Source organism: Pseudonocardia sp. EV170527-09 (genome assembly GCF_008369905.1).
GTDB lineage: Bacteria > Actinomycetota > Actinomycetes > Mycobacteriales > Pseudonocardiaceae > Pseudonocardia.
This window is the reverse complement of record NZ_VRMC01000112.1, coordinates 1-16,355: the sequence shown is the minus strand read 5'-3', so window position 1 is coordinate 16,355 and position 16,355 is coordinate 1. Positions and strand designations below refer to the sequence as shown.

The following is a 16,355-nucleotide window of genomic DNA, read 5'->3' as shown; positions in this document are numbered from 1 at the left end:
TCCGCGGGAACTGCGCCAACAGAGCCCGCACCTGCGGCTCGACCGCATCAGCCAGCGAACCCCGCGGGCCCCGTTCCCGCCGCGGTGGGCCCGGCGCCCGCAGCGCCGAACGCACCGTGTTCCGCGCGACTCCCAGCCGGCGGGAGATCTCCTTGATCGGGACACCCTCCGCCCGATGCAGACGACGGATCTCGGACCAGTCCTCCACCGACAACACCCCCTCAGCGTCGCCCAGAAGGGGTCAATCCCAATCCGACGTCAGGGGGTCAGTCTCAGGCCGTCGTCGACATCTGGACCGACGTCTGGGCCTACGGGGACGCGCCCGGCCCGGAGACCGAGCCCCCGTCCGTGCTGCCCTCGGCCTCGACGCGATCCGGTGGCAGTACCTGCACGGGGTGCCCGACCCGGGCACGGTGGACCCGGACACCTGGCACCACGACCACGCGCTCGTCTCGCGGGAGGGCAACGACGCGGTCCAGCTCGCGCTGTTCCGCGACTACCGCACCAACCGACCGTTGTACCCGCGTCTGCACGAGTTCCTGCGGACCTCGGGGGTCCCGGTGCTCGCGGTGTGGGGGCGCAACGACGAGATCTTCGGACCGGACGGGGCACGGGCGTTCGCCCGGGACGCCGGGGACGTCGAGGTGCACCTGGTGGACGGCGGCCACTTCCTGCTCGAGAGCCACCTCGACGTCGTCGCCGGGCACCTGCGGCGCTTCCTGGAGCGGGTCCCGCGGTGAGGCGTGCGCCCGACGGTGGACGCGCGGGTCGGTCCCGGCCGCGACGACGACCGCCGCTCACGCGGCCGCCAGATCGGCCTCCAGCGCCTCGGTGAGCAGCGCGACCAGCGCCTCGCGCTGCACGTCGGCCGACGAGCCGGACACGTCGTCGGCGCCGTCGAGCGCCGCCGCCGCGAGACCGGCCTTGGCGTCGATCAGGTCCGCGATCCGGGCGTCGATCGTCTGCGCGGCGAGGATCCGCCACGCGGTCACCGGTTCGGACTGACCGATCCGGTGGCTGCGGTCGATCGCCTGGGTCTGCTCGGCCGCGGTCCAGGACAGCTCCGCGAGCACGATGTTCGACGCGACCTGCAGGTTCAGCCCGACCCCCGCCGCGGTCAGCGAGCACACCGCCACCGCGACGCCCGGGTCGTTCACGAACGCGTCGATGTTGCGCTGGCGCACCGCCGGCGTCTGGTCGCCGCGGATCGAGGAGTACCGCACACCCTGCTTGGCGAAGGTCTGCTCGGCGGCGTCCATGACGTCGACGTGCTTGGCGAAGAACACGACCTTGCCCGCGCTGCGCGCGATCTGCACCGCGTAGTCCGCCGCCAGCCCGGCCTTGGCCCGGCCGAGGCGGCGCATCATCGTGAAGACGTTGTCCCCGGAGCCCGCCTCCGCCGCGTCCTTCTGCTCCCAGCCCGCGACGTCGCGGACCAGGCCGTGGTCGATGCCCTCGACGCCCGGGCCGGACCGGCGGGCCGCCAGCGCGGCGGTGTAGCGGGCCACCATCCGCCGGGCCAGCGCCTTCTCCGCCGCCCGGATGGACCGGCCGGTCGGGCCGTCGATCTCGACGGGCAGGTCGGCGATGCGCCGGGCCGGGATGTCCGCGGCGACGTCGATCTTGCGACGACGCACGATGCCCATGTCGACGACGCACTGGCGGGCGGCGCGCTCGAACAGCCCGTCGGCCGGGGTCATCCCGGTCGCGGTCAGTGCGTCGAGCAGCTCGGCGCGCGGCTTGGTCGCGTCGATCCAGCCGAGGAACTGCCAGATGGCGAGGAAATCCTCGACGTCGTTGATCAGCGGGGTGCCGGTCAGCGCCATGAGCAGCGGTCGCGGGATGAACGCCCGGATCTTCTCGGCGATCTCCAGGACGTGCTTGGACCGCTGCGAGGTGCGGTTCTTGATGAAGTGCGCCTCGTCGACGACCATGCCGCGGAACCCGAAGTCGCCCAGCCAGCCGATGTGCCGGTCGAGCACCTCGTAGTTGACGACGACGATGTCGGCGAAGCCGTCGACGGAGTCGCCGTTGCCCTGGATCGCGGTCGCGGACCGGCGCGGCGCCCACAGCGCGGCCTCGCGCACCCAGTTGGTCTTCACCACGTTCGGCACGACCACCAGCAGCGGGTAGGCGTTCGCCGCCTCCGCCGCGCGCAGCGCCTGCGCGGTCTTGCCCAGGCCGGGCTCGTCGGCGAGCAGGAAGGTGCGGTGCCCGTTCTCGGCGGCGGCGACGAGCTTCGCCTGGTGCGGCATCAGCTCCCGGCCACCCGGGATCGGGCGGGTCGACGGCTCGGGCAGCTCCATGCAGGCCGGGGCACCGGCCCCGGCGCGCTCGAAGGAACGCAGCAGCGGGCCGAGCAGCTCCCAGCCGGTCAGCGGCGTCGGGCGCGGGCCGCTCGGCGGGGCGGCGGAGAAGTCGGGCGCCAGGAACGGGTTGGCCATCTGCCGGGCCACCACGGACTGCGGCACGACCTGCGGCTTCGCCGGGACCTGCGGGACGTCGACGGGCTCCGGTTCCGGCTCCGGCTCGTCGACCTCGATACCGGCCGAGCGCAGCATCTCCCGCTTCAGCGCGCGCGCCGAGTCGGAGACGACGGCGTCGTCGGCGAGCAGGGCCAGCAGGCCGGCGTCGCGCACCGCGTCCATCGCCAGCGCCTTCGCGATCTCGTCGAGGCGCTGCAGGGTCTCGGCGCGCTTCGCGTCGTCGTGCCGGTCGCGGACCCGGGCCCGTTCGTCACGCAGCAGCAGCGCCACCGTCTGGAACTTGGTGCGGGTGGCCGGGGTGACCCGGCCGCTCCGCAGAGCCGTCCGCACCTCGCGTGCGGCCCCGGTCAGCACCGACATCACGTCGTTGCCGCGCGGGCGGCGACGTCGCTGGGGGGTGCCCTGGCGAGCCCCGGTCCGGGGCCTGCCTCCTCGCGCCACGTACTGCTCCTGTCGACGTCCTGCGGCGCCGGTCCGTGGCCGCGTCCCTTCGGGGGCCGCGGCCGGACGTGCTCGACGTGACGAAGGGCCTGATGGCCCCTCCGCACCACGAACCGGCCGGTGGGGGATCGCAGTCACGGAGGTCGGCGGTCCGGCTGCGGGAAGCGCCACAGGCCGTCGACGGTGTCCGGGACCCGCTCTCCGCCCCGGCCGTGGAACGCCCGGGACGGGCGGCAGATCTGATCCGGGTCCCACCCTACCCCGCGCGGGCCCGGTCGGCGCGTGACACACCGGTGGCGGGCGACACCACTGCCGACATCACTGCCGTCACCGGTCCGGGCCGACCGGTCCCTCGATCCGGAACAGCCGGCGGGCGTTGCCCTCGGTGAACAGGGCGCGGTCGGTGGCGCCGAACTCGTCGAGGAACGCCTCGACCTCCACCCGCGACGGGTGCTGGAAGGGGTGGTCGGTCGAGAACAGCAGCCGGTCGGGCGTGGTCACCGCCAGCGCGTGCCGCAGGTGCGCGGGGTCGAGCATGCCCGAGCAGGTGAGCACGATGTTCTCGCGCACGTACTCGGGCACCGAGCGCTCCAGTCCCGCGACCCGGGCGACGCCGTTCGCCCGATCGGCCCAGTAGGGTAGCAGCTCCCCCCAGTGGCCGAGCACGACGGTCAGACCCGGGTGCCGGTCGAAGGTGCCGCGGGCGATCAGGCGCAGCACCGCGACGGCGGCCTCCACGTGCCAGCCCCACCCGAACGTCGCGAGCGCCAGGTCGGTGGTGCCGCCGAACCCGGAGTACGACGCGTCGCGCACGGCGGGCGGCGGGACCTGCGGGTGCACGAACACCGGCAGCGCACGCGCTGCGGCGACGGCGAACAGATCGTCGAGGCGCGGGTCGTCGAGCAGGAGCTCGCCGCTGCGGCCGTAGACCATCGCCCCGACCATGCCCAGGTCGGCGGCGCGTTCCAGCTCGGCCGCGACCGCCGACGGCGCCGCGGTGGGCAGGGTCGCCATCGCCCGCAGGCGTCGCGGACGGTCGGCGACGGCCGCGGCGGCGGTGTCGTTGAGCTCGCGGCACAGCGCGACCGCGTCCGCCGGGTCCAGCGGCCCGGTCGAGGGCGGGGCGATCGAGAGCACCTGCAGGTCGACGCCCTGGGCGTCCATCGCGGTGATCCGGCCCGCGCCGAGGTCGTGCAGCTGCGCGAGGTGGTCACCGATGTCGTTCAGCGCGGTGCTCGGGTCCCGCCGGTCCGCCGGCAGGGCGGCCAGTGCCGCGTCCAGCGCGGGGGAGGTCCAGTGCTCCTCGACGGCGATGATCGTCATGCGTGCTCCCGCGGCTGTCGGAGGACCGGCCGCGTGATCACGGGGCCGAGGACGATCCTGGCACCGCGGGCACGGCAGTGGTCACGGCACCGGGCAGCTCCGCGGCATGCCGGGCCCGGGAGGCCGGGTCAGCCGCGCAGGATCCGTGGGATCGCCTGCCGCACCGCCGCGAGGTCGGTGAGGACCTCGACGGCGCGCACGTCCCACTCCGAGTCCCCCAGCACGAACGCGGTCGACCCGGCGACCCGGCGCACCGCGGTTCTGACCAGGTCGGGATCGGGCTTGGTGCGGCGCGCGTCGGACCGGGTGAGGCAGGCGTCGGCCAGCTCGCGCCCGCCGAACAGGTCGAGGTAGGCCTCGACGTGCTCCGGGTCGCCGGAGCTGGCCAGCACGACCTTCATCCCGAAGCCGTCGCGCAGGTCGGCGAGCAGCTCCGCGGCCTGCGGCAACGCGACGACCTCGCCGAGCAGCGGGTCGAACTCCTCCTTCCAGGCCGCGCGGGCGTCGTCGCCGTGGGCGTCCTCGAACTCCTGTCCCGCCACGGCGGGCACCAGCTGGTCGCCGCCCATCCCGACGGCGCGGTGCAGCCGCCACAGCGGCACCGTGACGTCGAACCGGCGCAGGGCGCGGGACCAGGCCAGCGTGTGGTGGTAGTTCGTGTCGACGAGCGTGCCGTCGACGTCGATCACCGCGGTGTCCGGGGTCGTCATCCGCGCGGGGTACCCAGGTCTGCGGTGTCCACGCCCGACGAGGTCGACGAGCCCCCGCCCTGACCCCCGGCGGCCGCGCTCACGCGACCGGCCGCCCCGCCCCGCCCGCGCCGACACCCGGCCGGGGCTGCCGGAGGGCCGGACCGGCGTCGCGCAGCAGGTCGGCCAGCCCGCCGCGGGCACGGCCCCGGGTGCGGGCGCTGGTCCGAACCGTCCCGGGCGCACCCGGGACGACGCGGTAGCCACCGGCCCGCAGTCGGGCGACGAGCCCATGGTCCTCGCCGCATGCCAGCGGCGGGAACCCGCCCACCGCCGCCCACGCGTCGGCGCGTACGCCCAGGTTGGCCCCGTACACCGGGTGCTCGGGCGGCGCCGGCTCACCGGGCGGGCGCGGCAGCCCGGGCACGTCGAGCACCACCCCACCGGCGACGGCGTCGGCGCCGGCCGCGGCCAGTGCCAGGTGCTCGGCCACCCAGCCGGGGGTCACGGTGCCGTCGGCGTCGGTGCCGAGCAGCCAGCTCGTGGCGGGGGTGGCGCCGTCGGCGGCGAGCAGCGTGGCCAGGGTGCGGGCGGCGAGCTCGCGGACCGCGCCGATCGTGACCGGTCCGGCGACCTCGTGCGGCCGCTGCACGGGCCGGCCGCCGGGCAGCGGGGCCACCCCGGCGGTGGGTTCGAGCACCGTCACCCGCACCCGGGCCGCGGCCGGGTGCGTCGCGGCCGCGGCCCGGGCGAGCGCGGCGGTGGCGTCGGAGCAGCGGTCGGCGACCACGCACAGCGCCCGCGCGGTGAGCCCGGGCGTGTGGTCGAGGGCGGTCAGCACGGAGCGGACGCAGGCGGCGACGGTGGCCGCCTCGTCGTGGGCGGGGACGAGCACCCCGACGGCGGACGGTGCGCCACGGGTCCGCGCGGGCCGGCTCACCGGCGCCGGACCACGTGCAGCAGGAACTGCTGGTCGGTGTGCTCGACCAGGGTGTCGAAGCGGTCGTCGGCCAGCACGCGTGCATGCACGGCCGCGGCGTCGGCGGGTGCCTCGGCGGGCCACTGCCGCCAGTGCACCAGCACCAGGTCGCCGCCCGGTACCAACGCACCCGCGATGCGGTCGAGCACGGCGTCGACCCGCGTGGCGGGCAGGTATAGAGGAACTCCGCGAGCACGACGAGGTCGACGCCGCAGGGGACGGCCCGGTCGTCGTCGACGTCGGCCCTGAGGATCTCGACGCCCGGGGTCCCGCGGACGGCCTCGGTGGTGGCGACGACGGCCTCGTCGACGACGTCGGAGGCCACCAGCCGGTCGCAGCGGGCCGCCAGCGCGCGGGTCAGCTCGCCGAGCCCGCACGCCGGTTCGGCGGCGAGGGCGTAGTGCTCCCGGGGCAGGCAGGCCAGCAGGACGTCGCGCTTGCGCCGCTCGTAGAACGAGCCGCGCACGTCCCAGGGGTCGGCGCCGTCGCGGTAGAGCCCGGCGAACAGCTCCGGCGGCGCCCCCGCGGGCGACGGCTCCCGGAAGTGGACCTCGTGGTCGCCGTCGAAGTGCGCGAGCGTCGCCGCGGACAGCACCGCCCGGGTCCCGCCGGGCGGCACCGCGGACTGCGACGCGTGCGCGGCGATCGCGCGCCGCCGGGCGTCGCGGTCCTCGGGCGACAGGGTCAGTCGGTGGGCGCGGTCCCACGGCACGCCGGGGTCGGTCGGCGCGATCCGGGTGCGCGCCCAGATCGGGAACCCGAAGCCGTGGGCGGTCACCGGGGCGGCCCGGGGGCAGGCCCGCCCGACCGCGGCGTGGTCGGGGTGGGGGTCGCCGCGCCATGGGCTCGCCCAGGCGTCGGCGCCGGCGAGCAGCCCGGTCAGCGGCCCGACGAGCCGGTCCTCGTGCAACGCCGAGTCCGGCAGCCCGAGCCGGTGCACCGTCGCGGGGACGCCCAGCTCGGCCAGCGCCGCGTCGAGCTCGGCGAGGCGGGTGCGGGCCAGCTCGGCCCGGTCGATCGACCCGACCTCGGGCAGAGCGGCCTCCCCGTCGCTGGCCAGGACGATCTCGACGGTGCCGCCCGCGGCGACGACGCCGCGCATGAGCCCGGCCGCGCCGAGGGTCTCGTCGTCGGGGTGGGCGCAGACCACGACCAGGCGGCCGAACGCCGACGGGTCCAGCTCGCGCCGGGCGAGGGTCACGGCCGCGTCCTCCCAGACGTGCGCGGCCTGTACCGGCTCCATCAGGTCGCCGGGGCGACCAGGGCGCGCCCGAGGGCGGCGAGGTCGCGTCCGCCGTGGTGCTGGCGGAGGTAGATCTGCAGGTCCGCGAGACGTTCGGTGAGCAGCGGCGACCCGGCCAGCACGGCCACCCCGGCGATCTCCGGGGCGGCGTCGAGGACGGTGCGGCACGCCCGCTCCACCGCGGCCCGCACGGTGGCCACCGCGTCGTGGTGGGGGCTCGTGGGGTCGGCGTCGATCCGGGCGGCGGTGACGGCGAGCAGGGCGTCGGCGGCGGCGACGGCCGCGTGCACCGCTCCCAGCGCGGCGAGCCGGTGCGGGTCCGGGTCGGTGGTGCGCAGGGGTTCCGCGACGTGGTCGACGACCGCGGCGGCGGCACCCAGCCACACCGCGGCCACCCCGGCGCCGCCGTGGGCGAAGCCGGGGCGTGCGGTGTAGGCGTCCGGGCCGCCGACGACGGCCTCGGCCGGCACGGGCACGTCGTGCAGTACGACGTCGTGGGTGTCGCTGGCGGCCATCCCGGAGGCCCGCCAGGCGGTCACCCGTTCCACCTGCGGGGCGCGCAGGTCCAGGTCCACGAGCCGGGTGCCGTCCTGCGCCCCGGCGACGACCAGGGCCCGGTCGAGCAGGTGGGTGCCCGAGCAGAACCGCACGGTGCCCGTGAGGCGCAGCCCGTCGCGGCCGCCGTCGAGCCGGGCCCCGCCGCCGGACCGCGACGCCCAGACCCCGTAACGGGCACCCGGGGCGGGGGAGCGGTGGAGGTCGGCGAGGATGGCGACGGCGTCGGCGTGCCCCTCGGCGAGCCGTGCGACCGGCAGGTCCCGTCGTGCGATGCGGGCCAGCCGGGCCCACCGGGCCGCGGTCGCCCCGGCGCCGGGCAGCGGGAGGTCCAGCTCACCGGCGGCCACGACGGCCGTGAGCGTCGCCCCGGGCGCGGCCGGGAACGGCTCGGTGGGGCCGGTCGGCGCGGGCACCGGGTCCAGGACGCCGGTGCCGGTGACGGCGGGTCGGTGATCGATGGTCACGGATTGCCGTATGTCCGGCTCGCGCGGGTCCAAACCCGACCGGAGGGTGGTCGGCTCAGCCGTACAGCCGCCGGTGGGCGAACCGGACCGCGCCCCGGTAGAGCGCACCGGTCGCCCCCGCCGCGGCCAGCGCGGCCCGCGCCGCGTTGGCTCCGGGCCCGCCGTGCACCGCCCCGCCGGGGTGCGCCGACGCCCCGGCCAGGAACAGGCCCGGCACCGGGGTGTCGGCGCGGCCGAGACCCGGCACCGGACGGAACACCAGCTGCTGGTGCACCGCGGAGGTGCCCGCGGTGATCGCCCCGTCGACGAGGTTGCCGTCGCGGCGCTGCAGGTCCGCGGGTCCGGCGACGGCGCGGGCCCTGACCAGCGACCCGAACCCGGGGGCGTGGTCCTCCACGACCTGCTGCATCCGATCGGCCCAGCGCAGCACCTCGTCGCGGCCCCAGCCGAGCCCGCGCGGCACGTGGGTGTAGGCCCACGCCGACTCGGTGCCGGGCGGGGAGCGGGTCGGGTCGGCCGTGGTCATCTGCCCGAACAGCAGGAACGGGTCGCCGGGCAGCCGGCCCGCGGTGAGGTCGGCGGCGTAGCGGCGCAGGCCGTCGAGGTCGGCGCCGAGGTGCACGGTGCCCGCCGACCGGGCGCCCGGCGCGGTCCAGGGGACCGGCCCGTCGAGCGCCCAGTCGAGCTTCACCGTGGAGTGGTCCCACTGGAACCGGTCGAGGTCGGCCACGAAGCGGGCCGGCAGGTGCTCCTCGCCGACGAGGTCGCGGTAGAGGCGGGGCGCGTCGACGTCGGCGAGCACCGCCCGGCGGGCGAGGACGCGCTGCCCGGACGCGTCCACGACACCGCTGGCCCGTCCGGACGGTCCGACCAGCACGGTCCGGACCGGTCGTCCGCAGTCGAGCCGACCGCCCCGTGCCGCGAGCCGGGCGACGAGCGCATCGGTCAGGGCACCGGCCCCGCCCTCCGGGACGGGGAAGCCGACGCGCTGCCCGAGCATCGCCAGCAGCCAGCCGTAGGCGGCGCCCGCCGCGGAGTCCGGCCCGAGGTCGGTGTGCAGGGCGTTGCCCGCGAGCAGCAGCGGGGCGGCCCGGCCCCCGAAGTGCTCCCGGGCCATCCGGGCGACCGGCTGTACCAGCATCCGGGCCAGCCGCAGGGCGTCGCCGGTGCCGAGCGTGCGCAGCAGCCGGGTCGCCGGGCGGACCGGTGGGAACGGGCGCAGCGCGGCCGCGAGGACGTCGTCGCCGATCCGGTCCCACTGCGCGACGAGGGCGCGCCACGCGGCGCCGTCGCCGGGGTGGTCGTCGTCGAGCGCGTCGGCGGTGTCGTCGAGGCGGCGGTGCAGCACCGCGCACCGGCCGTCGGGGGTGGGGTGGGCGAGCACGGCGGGGGCGTGGCGCCACACCAGCCCGTGCGCGCCGAGGTCGAGCTCGCGCAGCACCGGGGACGCGGCGCCGAGCGGGTGGAAGGCGCTGGCGAGGTCGCTGACGAAGCCGGGCGCGGTGATCTCGGCCGACCGCACGGCGCCGCCCGGCGCCTGGGCGGCCTCGCAGACCAGGACGTCCCAGCCGGCGTCGGCGAGCAGGTTCGCCGCGACCAGACCGTTGTGCCCGGCCCCGACGACGACGGCGTCGACCCGTTCTGCCACTCGGTCCCCCTCCCGTGCCACGGCCCGCGGGTCCGCTCTGCCTCCGCGGTACCCGGGCTCACGGACGTCATGCCGGTCACGATCGGCAGCCCCCGCCGATGCGCGGGTGGCCGCGTCGGCACGCCGGACCGACCGGTGCCGCAGATCCGGTCGAGTATGCCGACCCGGTCCCGGCACCACTCCCACGGCCACGCGAGGGGCCGCGGTGGGACGGACCGCCGGATGCACGGTGCCGGCCGGACGCCCGTGCCGGTTTCGCCGGGGTGCGCCCGGGTAGCCGGGCGCCCACACCACCGGCGACCCCGAGGAGACCCATGCGTGCCCTGACCTGGCACGGCCGCCGCGACGTCCGGGTGGACACCGTTCCCGACCCGGTCATCGAGCAGCCCGACGACGTGGTCGTACAGATCACCAGCTCCGGCCTGTGCGGCTCCGACCTGCACCTCTACGAGGTGCTCACCCCGTTCCTGACCCCCGGCGACATCCTCGGCCACGAGCCGATGGGTGTCGTGGCGGAGGTGGGGTCGGCCGTCACCGAGCTCTCGGTCGGTGACCGCGTCGTGACCCCGTTCAACGTCAGCTGCGGGCACTGCTGGATGTGCGAGCGCGGCCTGCAGTCGCAGTGCGAGACCACCCAGAACCGTGAGCAGGGGACCGGCGCGTCCCTGTTCGGCTACACCCAGCTCTACGGGCAGGTGCCCGGCGGACAGGCCGAGTACCTGCGGGTGCCGTTCGGCAACTCGCTGCCCATCCGGGTCCCCGAGGGCCCGCCGGACGACCGGTTCCTGTTCCTGTCCGACGTGCTGCCGACCGCCTACCAGGCCGTGCAGTACGCCGCGACGCCCGCCGACGGGACGCTGGTGGTGCTGGGGCTCGGGCCGATCGGCGACATGTGCACCCGGATCGCCGCGCATCTGGGGGTCCGGCGGGTGGTCGGCGTGGACATCGTGCCGGAGCGCCTGGCCCGGGTCGAGGCGCGCGGGGTGACCACGCTCGACCTGGGCCACGGCGACGACGAGGTGCTCGGCGCGATCCGGTCGATGACCCGGGGCCGTGGCGCCGACGCCGTCATCGACGCGGTCGGCATGGAGGCGCACGGGTCCCCGGTCGCGGCCGCGGCCCAGAAGCTCGTGGCCGCGATGCCCTTCGGGCTGGGCCGCACAGTCATGGAGACGGCCGGTAGCGACCGGACCGCGGCGCTGGAGCTGGCGATCGGCGCGGTGCGCCGGGGCGGCACGATCTCACTGTCGGGCGTCTACGGCGGCAGCGCCACCCCACTGCCGCTGCTCACCCTGTTCGACAAGCAGGTGCAGATGCGGATGGGTCAGGCCAACGTGTGGCGCTGGGTCCCGGACCTGCTGCCGCTGCTCGGCGACGACGACCCGCTCGGCGTCGACCACTTCGCCACCCACCGGGTCCCGCTGGAGGAGGCCGCCCAGGCCTACTCGATGTTCCAGGACAAGAGCGACGGCGCGGTGAAGGTGCTGTTCACCCCCTGAGCTCGTCATGATCCTCGTCTTCCGGTGCCGAGCCCGTGCTCCAGCGGCAGCCCCCGGTCGGCGACGACGTCCTTCATCACCAGGGTCGAGGACAGCCGCTGCACACCGGGCAGCGTGGTGAGGCGCTCGTCGTAGAGCCGCTGGAACGCGGGCAGGTCCCGGGTGATGATCCGCAGCAGGTAGTCCGGGTCGCCGAACAGCCGCTGTGCCGCGACGACCTGCTCGATGTCGTCGACGGCCGACTCGAACGCCTGCACGGTGTCCTGCACGGCCTCGTGCATGGTCACGAACACCAGCGCGTCGAACCCCAGGCCGAGCCGGTGCGCGTCGAGGTGGGCGCGGTAGCCCGCGATGGCCCCGGAGGACTCCAGGGCGCGCAGCCTGCGGTGGCACGGCGACACCGACAGCTGCACCCGCTCGGCCAGCTCGGTGACGGTCAGGCGGCCGTCGGCCTGCAGCTCGGCAAGAATCTTCCGGTCGATCGTGTCCACGGAGAAGAATCTTGCACCATGCCGGGTGCTCGGTGGGAACTACGGGAACACCTGTCGGCGTCTCGTACCTAGCGTCGTGGCATGCCGATCGGAAGTGTGCTGGGGTTCTCCGGCCTGTCGTTGCTGCTGGTCCTGACGCCCGGTGCGGACTGGGCGTACATGATCCGCGCGGGGCTGCGCGGGCGGACCGTGCTGCCGTCGTTGGCGGGGCTGCTCGGTGGGCACCTGGCGCTCACCGGGCTGGTCGCGGCCGGGATCGCCGCGGTCGTCGCGCGCCGGCCGGAGGTCCTCACCGTGCTCACCGCCGTCGGCGCGGTCTACCTGCTGGTGCTCGGCGCGACGACACTGCTCCGCCCGGCCGGTCCCGCCGTGGCGGCCGTCGACGGCGGGGGGTCCGGGCTCGGCGACCTTGTCCGTGGCGCCGGGGTCAGCGGGCTCAACCCGAAGGCGCTGCTGCTGTTCCTGGCGCTGCTGCCGCAGTTCACCGACCCGGCCGCGCCGGTCCCCGTCGGCGGTCAGATCCTCCTGCTCGGCCTCGTGCACGTCCTCGGCTGCGCGCTCGTCTACACCGGCGTGGGCGTCGGCGCCCGCGCCGTCCTGGCCGCCCGGCCCGCCGCCGCGCGCGTGGTGTCGCGGGTCGCGGGTGTCGCGATGGTGACCTTCGGTGCCGTGCTGCTGGCGTCCCAGCTCGCAACGGTGTAATTATGTAAGCACCGATGTGGGAGGTGCGCGATGACAGGACGAGGACGCGGGCGGGGCGGTTGGCAACAGGCCGACCTCCCCCCGGCCGACGACGCCGCGGCGTGGTTCTCCGGCCGGCTGCCCGACGGGTGGTTCACCGGGGCGCCGGAGGTGACGGTCGACCGGGACGAGATCGTCGTGGTGGGGGGGCTGCCCCCGCCGGGCGGCGACCACCCCGACACCGACGAGGGGCGTGCCGACGCCGCGGCCGCCGAGGCCGGGCGGATCTCGCGGTTCCGGGAGGAGACCCGGGACCGGCGGATCGAGATCGCCCGCCAGGCCGAGAGCCGCTACCGGCGCAAGGTCGCCTGGGGCGCGCGGATCGGCGGGACCCGCGAGCTGTTCACGACGATCTCGGTGCCGGTGATGACCCGGCTGCGCCAGCCCGAGCGGGCGGTGCTCGACACCCTCGTCGACGCCGGGGTGGCCCGGTCCCGGTCGGACGCGCTGGCCTGGTCGGTGCGCCTGGTCGGCCGGCACGCCGACGAGTGGCTGACCGAGCTGCGCGAGGCGATGGGACGGGTGGAGGAGCTGCGCTCGCAGGGCCCGGAGTGAGCCCGCGCTGAGGCGGACGGCCGCAGCCGCTCGACCGGACGTCGCGCCGGCCGGGGCCGTCCGTCGCAGCCGCGCCGCCGTCCGTCCCATATCCGGACCGGTGGCGTGTGAACGCGGTGTCGCCGGGGAAGATCGCGCTCATGTCGATCCTCGCGTTCGCACACCGGGCCCTGGCCCGCCGTGCGCGGCCGGGCCGGGCGTCGGACCTGTGCTACTCGTGCATGCGGCCGGTGCAGTTCTGCGCCTGCCCGCCCCGCGCCGCCTGCTGAGTCCCGGCCGGTCTCATCCGACCCGCAGCATGTCGCGCCGCGGGTCGAACTCCACTGCGCCCGCCGTGTGCAGCTCGCGCAGCCAGCCCGCCATCGGCCACCAGCCCCACCGGGCGTGGAACAGCCGGGCGTTGCCGACGATCTCGGCGATCCGGGCCGGGTCGGTACGGGCCGGTGGATGGTGCTGGTGGTAGGCGTGCGCCCCGCCCACCCACACCAGGTCCAGCCCGCAGGACAGTGCGAAGTCGGTGTCCTCGCCGCCGTAGCCGGCGTAGTCCTCGCAGAACCCGCCGCCGGCCCGCCACGCGTCGGCGGCGACGGCGAACGACAGTGACCAGAACAGCTCGCGACGCGGTTCGGCCACCAGGGTTCCGTCGGCCGGAGCCGGGCGCGCCGGGTGCGGATCGGTGTGCTGGTGCAGGTCCCGCTCCGGCAGCACCCCCGCCGGCAGGTAGGTGACCGGTCCGCACAGCAGCGCGTCCGGGCGCCGTGCCGCGGCGCGGCGGTAGCCGCTCACCAGGTCGTCACCGGGCAGGCAGTCCACGTCGAGGAACACCAGCAGCGTCGCCCCGTCGGCGAGCGCGGCGACCGCCCCGGCGTTGCGTGCCGCGGCCAGCGACAACGGGCCCGGTGCGGGGACGGTCAGGCTCCGGGTCGGGGGGCCCGCACCGTCGGTCACGGGGTCCTCGCCCATCCCGACGACGACGTGGCTCACCGGTGGGCCCGCGGCGAGCACACGTCGCTGGCGGGCGAGGTGGTCGGCGCGGCCGCGGACCACGGTGACCACGGCGACCCGCGTCCCGGGCGCCCTCACGCGGCGATCCGGTCGAGGACCGCGGCCGCCCGTTCCGCGCCCCGACCGTCGGACCAGCGCGACCAGCCCGTCCCACCGCGGGACAGCGCCTCGTCGAGCACCCCCGGCCAGTCGGCCGGGGCGGGCCAGCGGTCGCGGACCGTGGCGAGCCCCGCCGCCCGCAGCACCGCACCGGTCGCGGTCTGCTCGCCGTACGGACGCTCGGCCGGGACGACGACAGCGGCCCGGCGCGCGGCGGCGATCTCGGCGACGACGTTCTGGCCGGCGTGGCCGACGACGACGTCGGCGTCGGCCAGCTCCGCCCACACCTCGCCCGTCCAGCCGGCGCACGTGAGGTTCGGCGGGGCGTCACGCAGCACGCCGGTGAGGCCGCCCGCGACCCGCCAGGTCCAGTCCGGGGTGGCGGCGGCCGCGGCGGCGAGCGCGGCCGGGTCGGCGCCGCCGTCGCCGCTGCCGGTCAGGACCAGCACCCGACGCCGGCCCGGGCTCGGGCCGGCGGTGCGGTCGTCGTAGCGGGACAGACCGCCCAGGTGCACCGTCCGGCCGGTCAGCTCCGGGCGCCACGGCCGCGGCGGGTCCGCGGGCCACGGCGCGAGGAGCACCTCGGCCAGGTCGTAGGCGGTGCGGTGCGGCCGGTCGAGCCGCTCCCCGGGCTGCGCGACGACGGCGACCGAAACCCCGTGCAGCCGCGCCAGCAGGGCGATCTCCACCGACACGTCGGCCACGAGCAGCTGGGCCGGTCCCGCGGCGAGCACCGCCGAGACCGCGGCGGTGCGAGCACGCAGACCGTCGTGCCGGCGCGGCACCCAGTGCAGCGTCCCGCCCGCGGTCACATCGGCGGTGTCGGTGTCGGTGTCGGTACTGGTGCAGGTGTCGCTGCCGCCGGTGTCCGGGGGCAGCTCGTGCCAGGCGCCGGGCCAGCCGGGCGGGGCGGGCCTGCTCCCCACCCCGACGACCGGGGTGCGGCAGTGCGCGGCGATCGCGGCGGCGCGGTGGGCGTGCCCACTGCCGTGGTGGTGCACGTAGTAGACGATCGTGCCGCCGGTCATGCGGCGGCCAGGGCACGGTAGATCCGCTCATAGCCCTCGACCATCACCTCGGCCGAGCAGGTCGCCTCGGCGTGCCGGCGGGCATCGGTGCGCGACAACAGCGACGCCGCGCGGATCGCCTCGGCCAGACCCTCGACGTCGCCGGGCTCGGCCAGCACCCCGCTGAGCGGGTCGACGATCTCGGGCAGCGCGCCTCTGGCGAACCCGGCGATCGGGGTGCCGCAGGCCAGCGCCTCGGCGACGACCAGACCGTAGGGCTCGTCCCAGCACGGCGACACGACGGCGACGGTCGCGTCCCCGACCAGACGGGCCAGCGCCCGGTGGTCGAGATGACCCACGTAGTCGACGCCGTCGCCGAGCAGCGGGGCGACGCAGGTGTCGAAGAACGCCCGGTCCGGGCACGGCCCGGCCAGCCGCAGCCCGGTCCCGGCCAGCCGCGCCGCGCGGATCGCCTCCACCGGACCCTTCTCCGGCACGACCCGGCCCGACCACACCGGGACCCCGCCGCCCGGCCCGTACTCCCAGGCCGCGATGTCGACGCCGTTGCGGACGACCGTCGCGTGGGCCCCGGTCGGCGCCCACGCGCGGGCCGTGTGCGCGCTGACCGCCGCGAACCGCAGCCGGTGCGGGTCACCGAGCCGCACGGCGGACTCCATCCACGGGGTCGGCGGTGTGTGCGGGTCTGTAACGAGAACGGTGGTTCCGGCGATGTTGTCAGTAGTGCTCGGCGCCCGGCCAGCGGTCACCGAAAGTGATGGCGAAGGCGTTGAGGACTGGCTTCCAGCGCATCATCCATCGGGTGTGGCCTCGTCCGGTCGGGTCGAGGCTGCGGGTGACAAGGTACAGACATTTCATCGCGGCCTGCTCGCTGGGGAAATGCCCTCGCGCTCGGACCGCTCGCCGGTAGCGGGCGTTCAACGATTCGATCGCGTTCGTCGTACAGATCACCCTCCGGACCTCGATGTCGTAGTCGAGGAACGGCACGAACTCGGTCCAGGCGTTACGCCACAAACGTATCATCGCCGGATAGGCTCGCCCCCACTCGTCATCGAGATCATCCAGCGCGGCTGCAGCGGCATCGGCGGTGGACGCGGTGTAAATAGCTC

General features: G+C 76.1%; 17 protein-coding genes and 2 pseudogenes. 5 read left to right on the top strand and 14 right to left on the bottom strand.

The window, feature by feature from the left end:
- Positions 1-217 (bottom strand): sigma factor-like helix-turn-helix DNA-binding protein (locus FVA95_RS24985; protein WP_193564260.1); only part of this gene is annotated, 217 nt, incomplete at its 3' end.
- Positions 218-285: 68 nt separating this feature from the next.
- On the opposite strand from FVA95_RS24985, the pseudogene FVA95_RS24980 reads away from it, so the two are divergent.
- Positions 286-740, top strand: a pseudogene (locus FVA95_RS24980) (alpha/beta fold hydrolase); the annotation flags it as partial.
- 57 nt (positions 741-797) lie between these two features.
- Here FVA95_RS24980 and FVA95_RS24975 read toward each other — a convergent pair.
- From FVA95_RS24975 to FVA95_RS24940, 8 genes and pseudogenes are all read right to left on the bottom strand, one after another.
- Positions 798-2,927: a DEAD/DEAH box helicase gene (locus FVA95_RS24975; RefSeq protein WP_149666325.1), complete on the bottom strand. Its 2,130-nt coding sequence runs from the start codon at positions 2,925-2,927 to the stop codon at positions 798-800.
- 327 nt (positions 2,928-3,254) lie between these two features.
- Complete coding sequence (locus tag FVA95_RS24970) at positions 3,255-4,250, bottom strand: amidohydrolase family protein (protein ID WP_149666324.1); 996 nt, start codon at positions 4,248-4,250, stop codon at positions 3,255-3,257.
- Positions 4,251-4,378: 128 nt separating this feature from the next.
- The gene (locus tag FVA95_RS24965) at positions 4,379-4,960 is read right to left on the bottom strand and encodes an HAD family phosphatase (protein WP_149666323.1); all 582 of its coding nucleotides are present in this window, start codon (positions 4,958-4,960) and stop codon (positions 4,379-4,381) included.
- A gap of 79 nt (positions 4,961-5,039) precedes the next feature.
- Positions 5,040-5,879 carry a glycosyltransferase family 2 protein gene (locus tag FVA95_RS33235; protein WP_240051719.1) on the bottom strand — a complete coding sequence of 280 codons (840 nt, stop codon included), beginning with the start codon at positions 5,877-5,879 and terminating at the stop codon, positions 5,040-5,042.
- Positions 5,876-6,067: a hypothetical protein gene (locus FVA95_RS33230; protein ID WP_149666322.1), complete on the bottom strand. Its 192-nt coding sequence runs from the start codon at positions 6,065-6,067 to the stop codon at positions 5,876-5,878. Before FVA95_RS33230 ends, FVA95_RS33235 begins: the two co-directional genes overlap by 4 nt.
- Positions 6,068-6,153: 86 nt before the next feature.
- Positions 6,154-7,020 (bottom strand): annotated as a pseudogene (locus tag FVA95_RS34035) (bifunctional PIG-L family deacetylase/class I SAM-dependent methyltransferase); the annotation flags it as partial.
- 140 nt (positions 7,021-7,160) lie between these two features.
- Positions 7,161-8,183 carry an acyl-CoA dehydrogenase family protein gene (locus tag FVA95_RS24945; protein WP_240051718.1) on the bottom strand — a complete coding sequence of 341 codons (1,023 nt, stop codon included), beginning with the start codon at positions 8,181-8,183 and terminating at the stop codon, positions 7,161-7,163.
- A gap of 55 nt (positions 8,184-8,238) precedes the next feature.
- Positions 8,239-9,831, bottom strand: a complete 1,593-nt coding sequence (locus FVA95_RS24940) for an NAD(P)/FAD-dependent oxidoreductase (protein WP_149666321.1) — start codon at positions 9,829-9,831, stop codon at positions 8,239-8,241.
- Between the two features lie 314 nt (positions 9,832-10,145).
- Between FVA95_RS24940 and FVA95_RS24935 the strand changes: the two genes are divergently transcribed.
- A complete protein-coding gene (locus FVA95_RS24935) occupies positions 10,146-11,330 on the top strand; it encodes an alcohol dehydrogenase catalytic domain-containing protein (RefSeq protein ID WP_149666320.1) in 1,185 nt (394 codons plus the stop codon).
- A gap of 5 nt (positions 11,331-11,335) precedes the next feature.
- Here FVA95_RS24935 and FVA95_RS24930 read toward each other — a convergent pair whose 3' ends face one another.
- A complete protein-coding gene (locus FVA95_RS24930; protein WP_149666319.1) occupies positions 11,336-11,821 on the bottom strand; it encodes an Lrp/AsnC family transcriptional regulator in 486 nt (161 codons plus the stop codon).
- A gap of 81 nt (positions 11,822-11,902) precedes the next feature.
- Between FVA95_RS24930 and FVA95_RS24925 the strand changes: the two genes are divergently transcribed.
- The 3 genes from FVA95_RS24925 to FVA95_RS31025 all read left to right on the top strand — a co-directional run bounded on the left by FVA95_RS24925 (position 11,903) and on the right by FVA95_RS31025 (position 13,386).
- Entirely contained in the window at positions 11,903-12,523 is a 621-nt protein-coding gene (locus tag FVA95_RS24925) for a LysE family translocator (RefSeq protein WP_149666318.1), read from the top strand.
- Positions 12,524-12,553: 30 nt separating this feature from the next.
- Complete coding sequence (locus FVA95_RS24920) at positions 12,554-13,117, top strand: hypothetical protein (RefSeq protein WP_149666317.1); 564 nt, start codon at positions 12,554-12,556, stop codon at positions 13,115-13,117.
- A gap of 107 nt (positions 13,118-13,224) precedes the next feature.
- Complete coding sequence (locus tag FVA95_RS31025; RefSeq protein WP_161992432.1) at positions 13,225-13,386, top strand: hypothetical protein; 162 nt, start codon at positions 13,225-13,227, stop codon at positions 13,384-13,386.
- 13 nt (positions 13,387-13,399) lie between these two features.
- Here FVA95_RS31025 and FVA95_RS24915 read toward each other — a convergent pair whose 3' ends face one another.
- The 4 genes from FVA95_RS24915 to FVA95_RS24900 form a co-directional block, all read right to left on the bottom strand.
- A complete protein-coding gene (locus tag FVA95_RS24915) occupies positions 13,400-14,200 on the bottom strand; it encodes a glycosyltransferase family 2 protein (RefSeq protein ID WP_149666316.1) in 801 nt (266 codons plus the stop codon).
- A complete protein-coding gene (locus tag FVA95_RS24910) occupies positions 14,197-15,249 on the bottom strand; it encodes a glycosyltransferase (protein WP_149666315.1) in 1,053 nt (350 codons plus the stop codon). The genes FVA95_RS24915 and FVA95_RS24910 overlap by 4 nt, the downstream gene beginning before the upstream one ends.
- On the bottom strand, positions 15,246-15,995 hold the full coding sequence (locus FVA95_RS24905) for a glycosyltransferase (RefSeq protein ID WP_240051717.1): 750 nt from the start codon (positions 15,993-15,995) through the stop codon (positions 15,246-15,248). Before FVA95_RS24905 ends, FVA95_RS24910 begins: the two co-directional genes overlap by 4 nt.
- Positions 15,964-16,355: transposase (locus tag FVA95_RS24900; protein ID WP_193564271.1), on the bottom strand; the 392-nt coding region annotated here is incomplete at its 5' end. The genes FVA95_RS24905 and FVA95_RS24900, both read right to left, overlap by 32 nt.

Bases quoted from the DNA above. Each gene is read 5' to 3' on its own strand.
- FVA95_RS24965 (WP_149666323.1), bottom strand. From the start codon at position 4,960: ATGACGACCCCGGACACCGCGGTGATCGACGTCGACGGCACGCTCGTC.
- FVA95_RS24920 (WP_149666317.1), top strand. From the start codon at position 12,554: ATGACAGGACGAGGACGCGGGCGGGGCGGTTGGCAACAGGCCGACCTC.
- FVA95_RS24910 (WP_149666315.1), bottom strand. From the start codon at position 15,249: ATGACCGGCGGCACGATCGTCTACTACGTGCACCACCACGGCAGTGGG.
- FVA95_RS24935 (WP_149666320.1), top strand. From the start codon at position 10,146: ATGCGTGCCCTGACCTGGCACGGCCGCCGCGACGTCCGGGTGGACACC.
- FVA95_RS24925 (WP_149666318.1), top strand. From the start codon at position 11,903: ATGCCGATCGGAAGTGTGCTGGGGTTCTCCGGCCTGTCGTTGCTGCTG.
- FVA95_RS24970 (WP_149666324.1), bottom strand. From the start codon at position 4,250: ATGACGATCATCGCCGTCGAGGAGCACTGGACCTCCCCCGCGCTGGAC.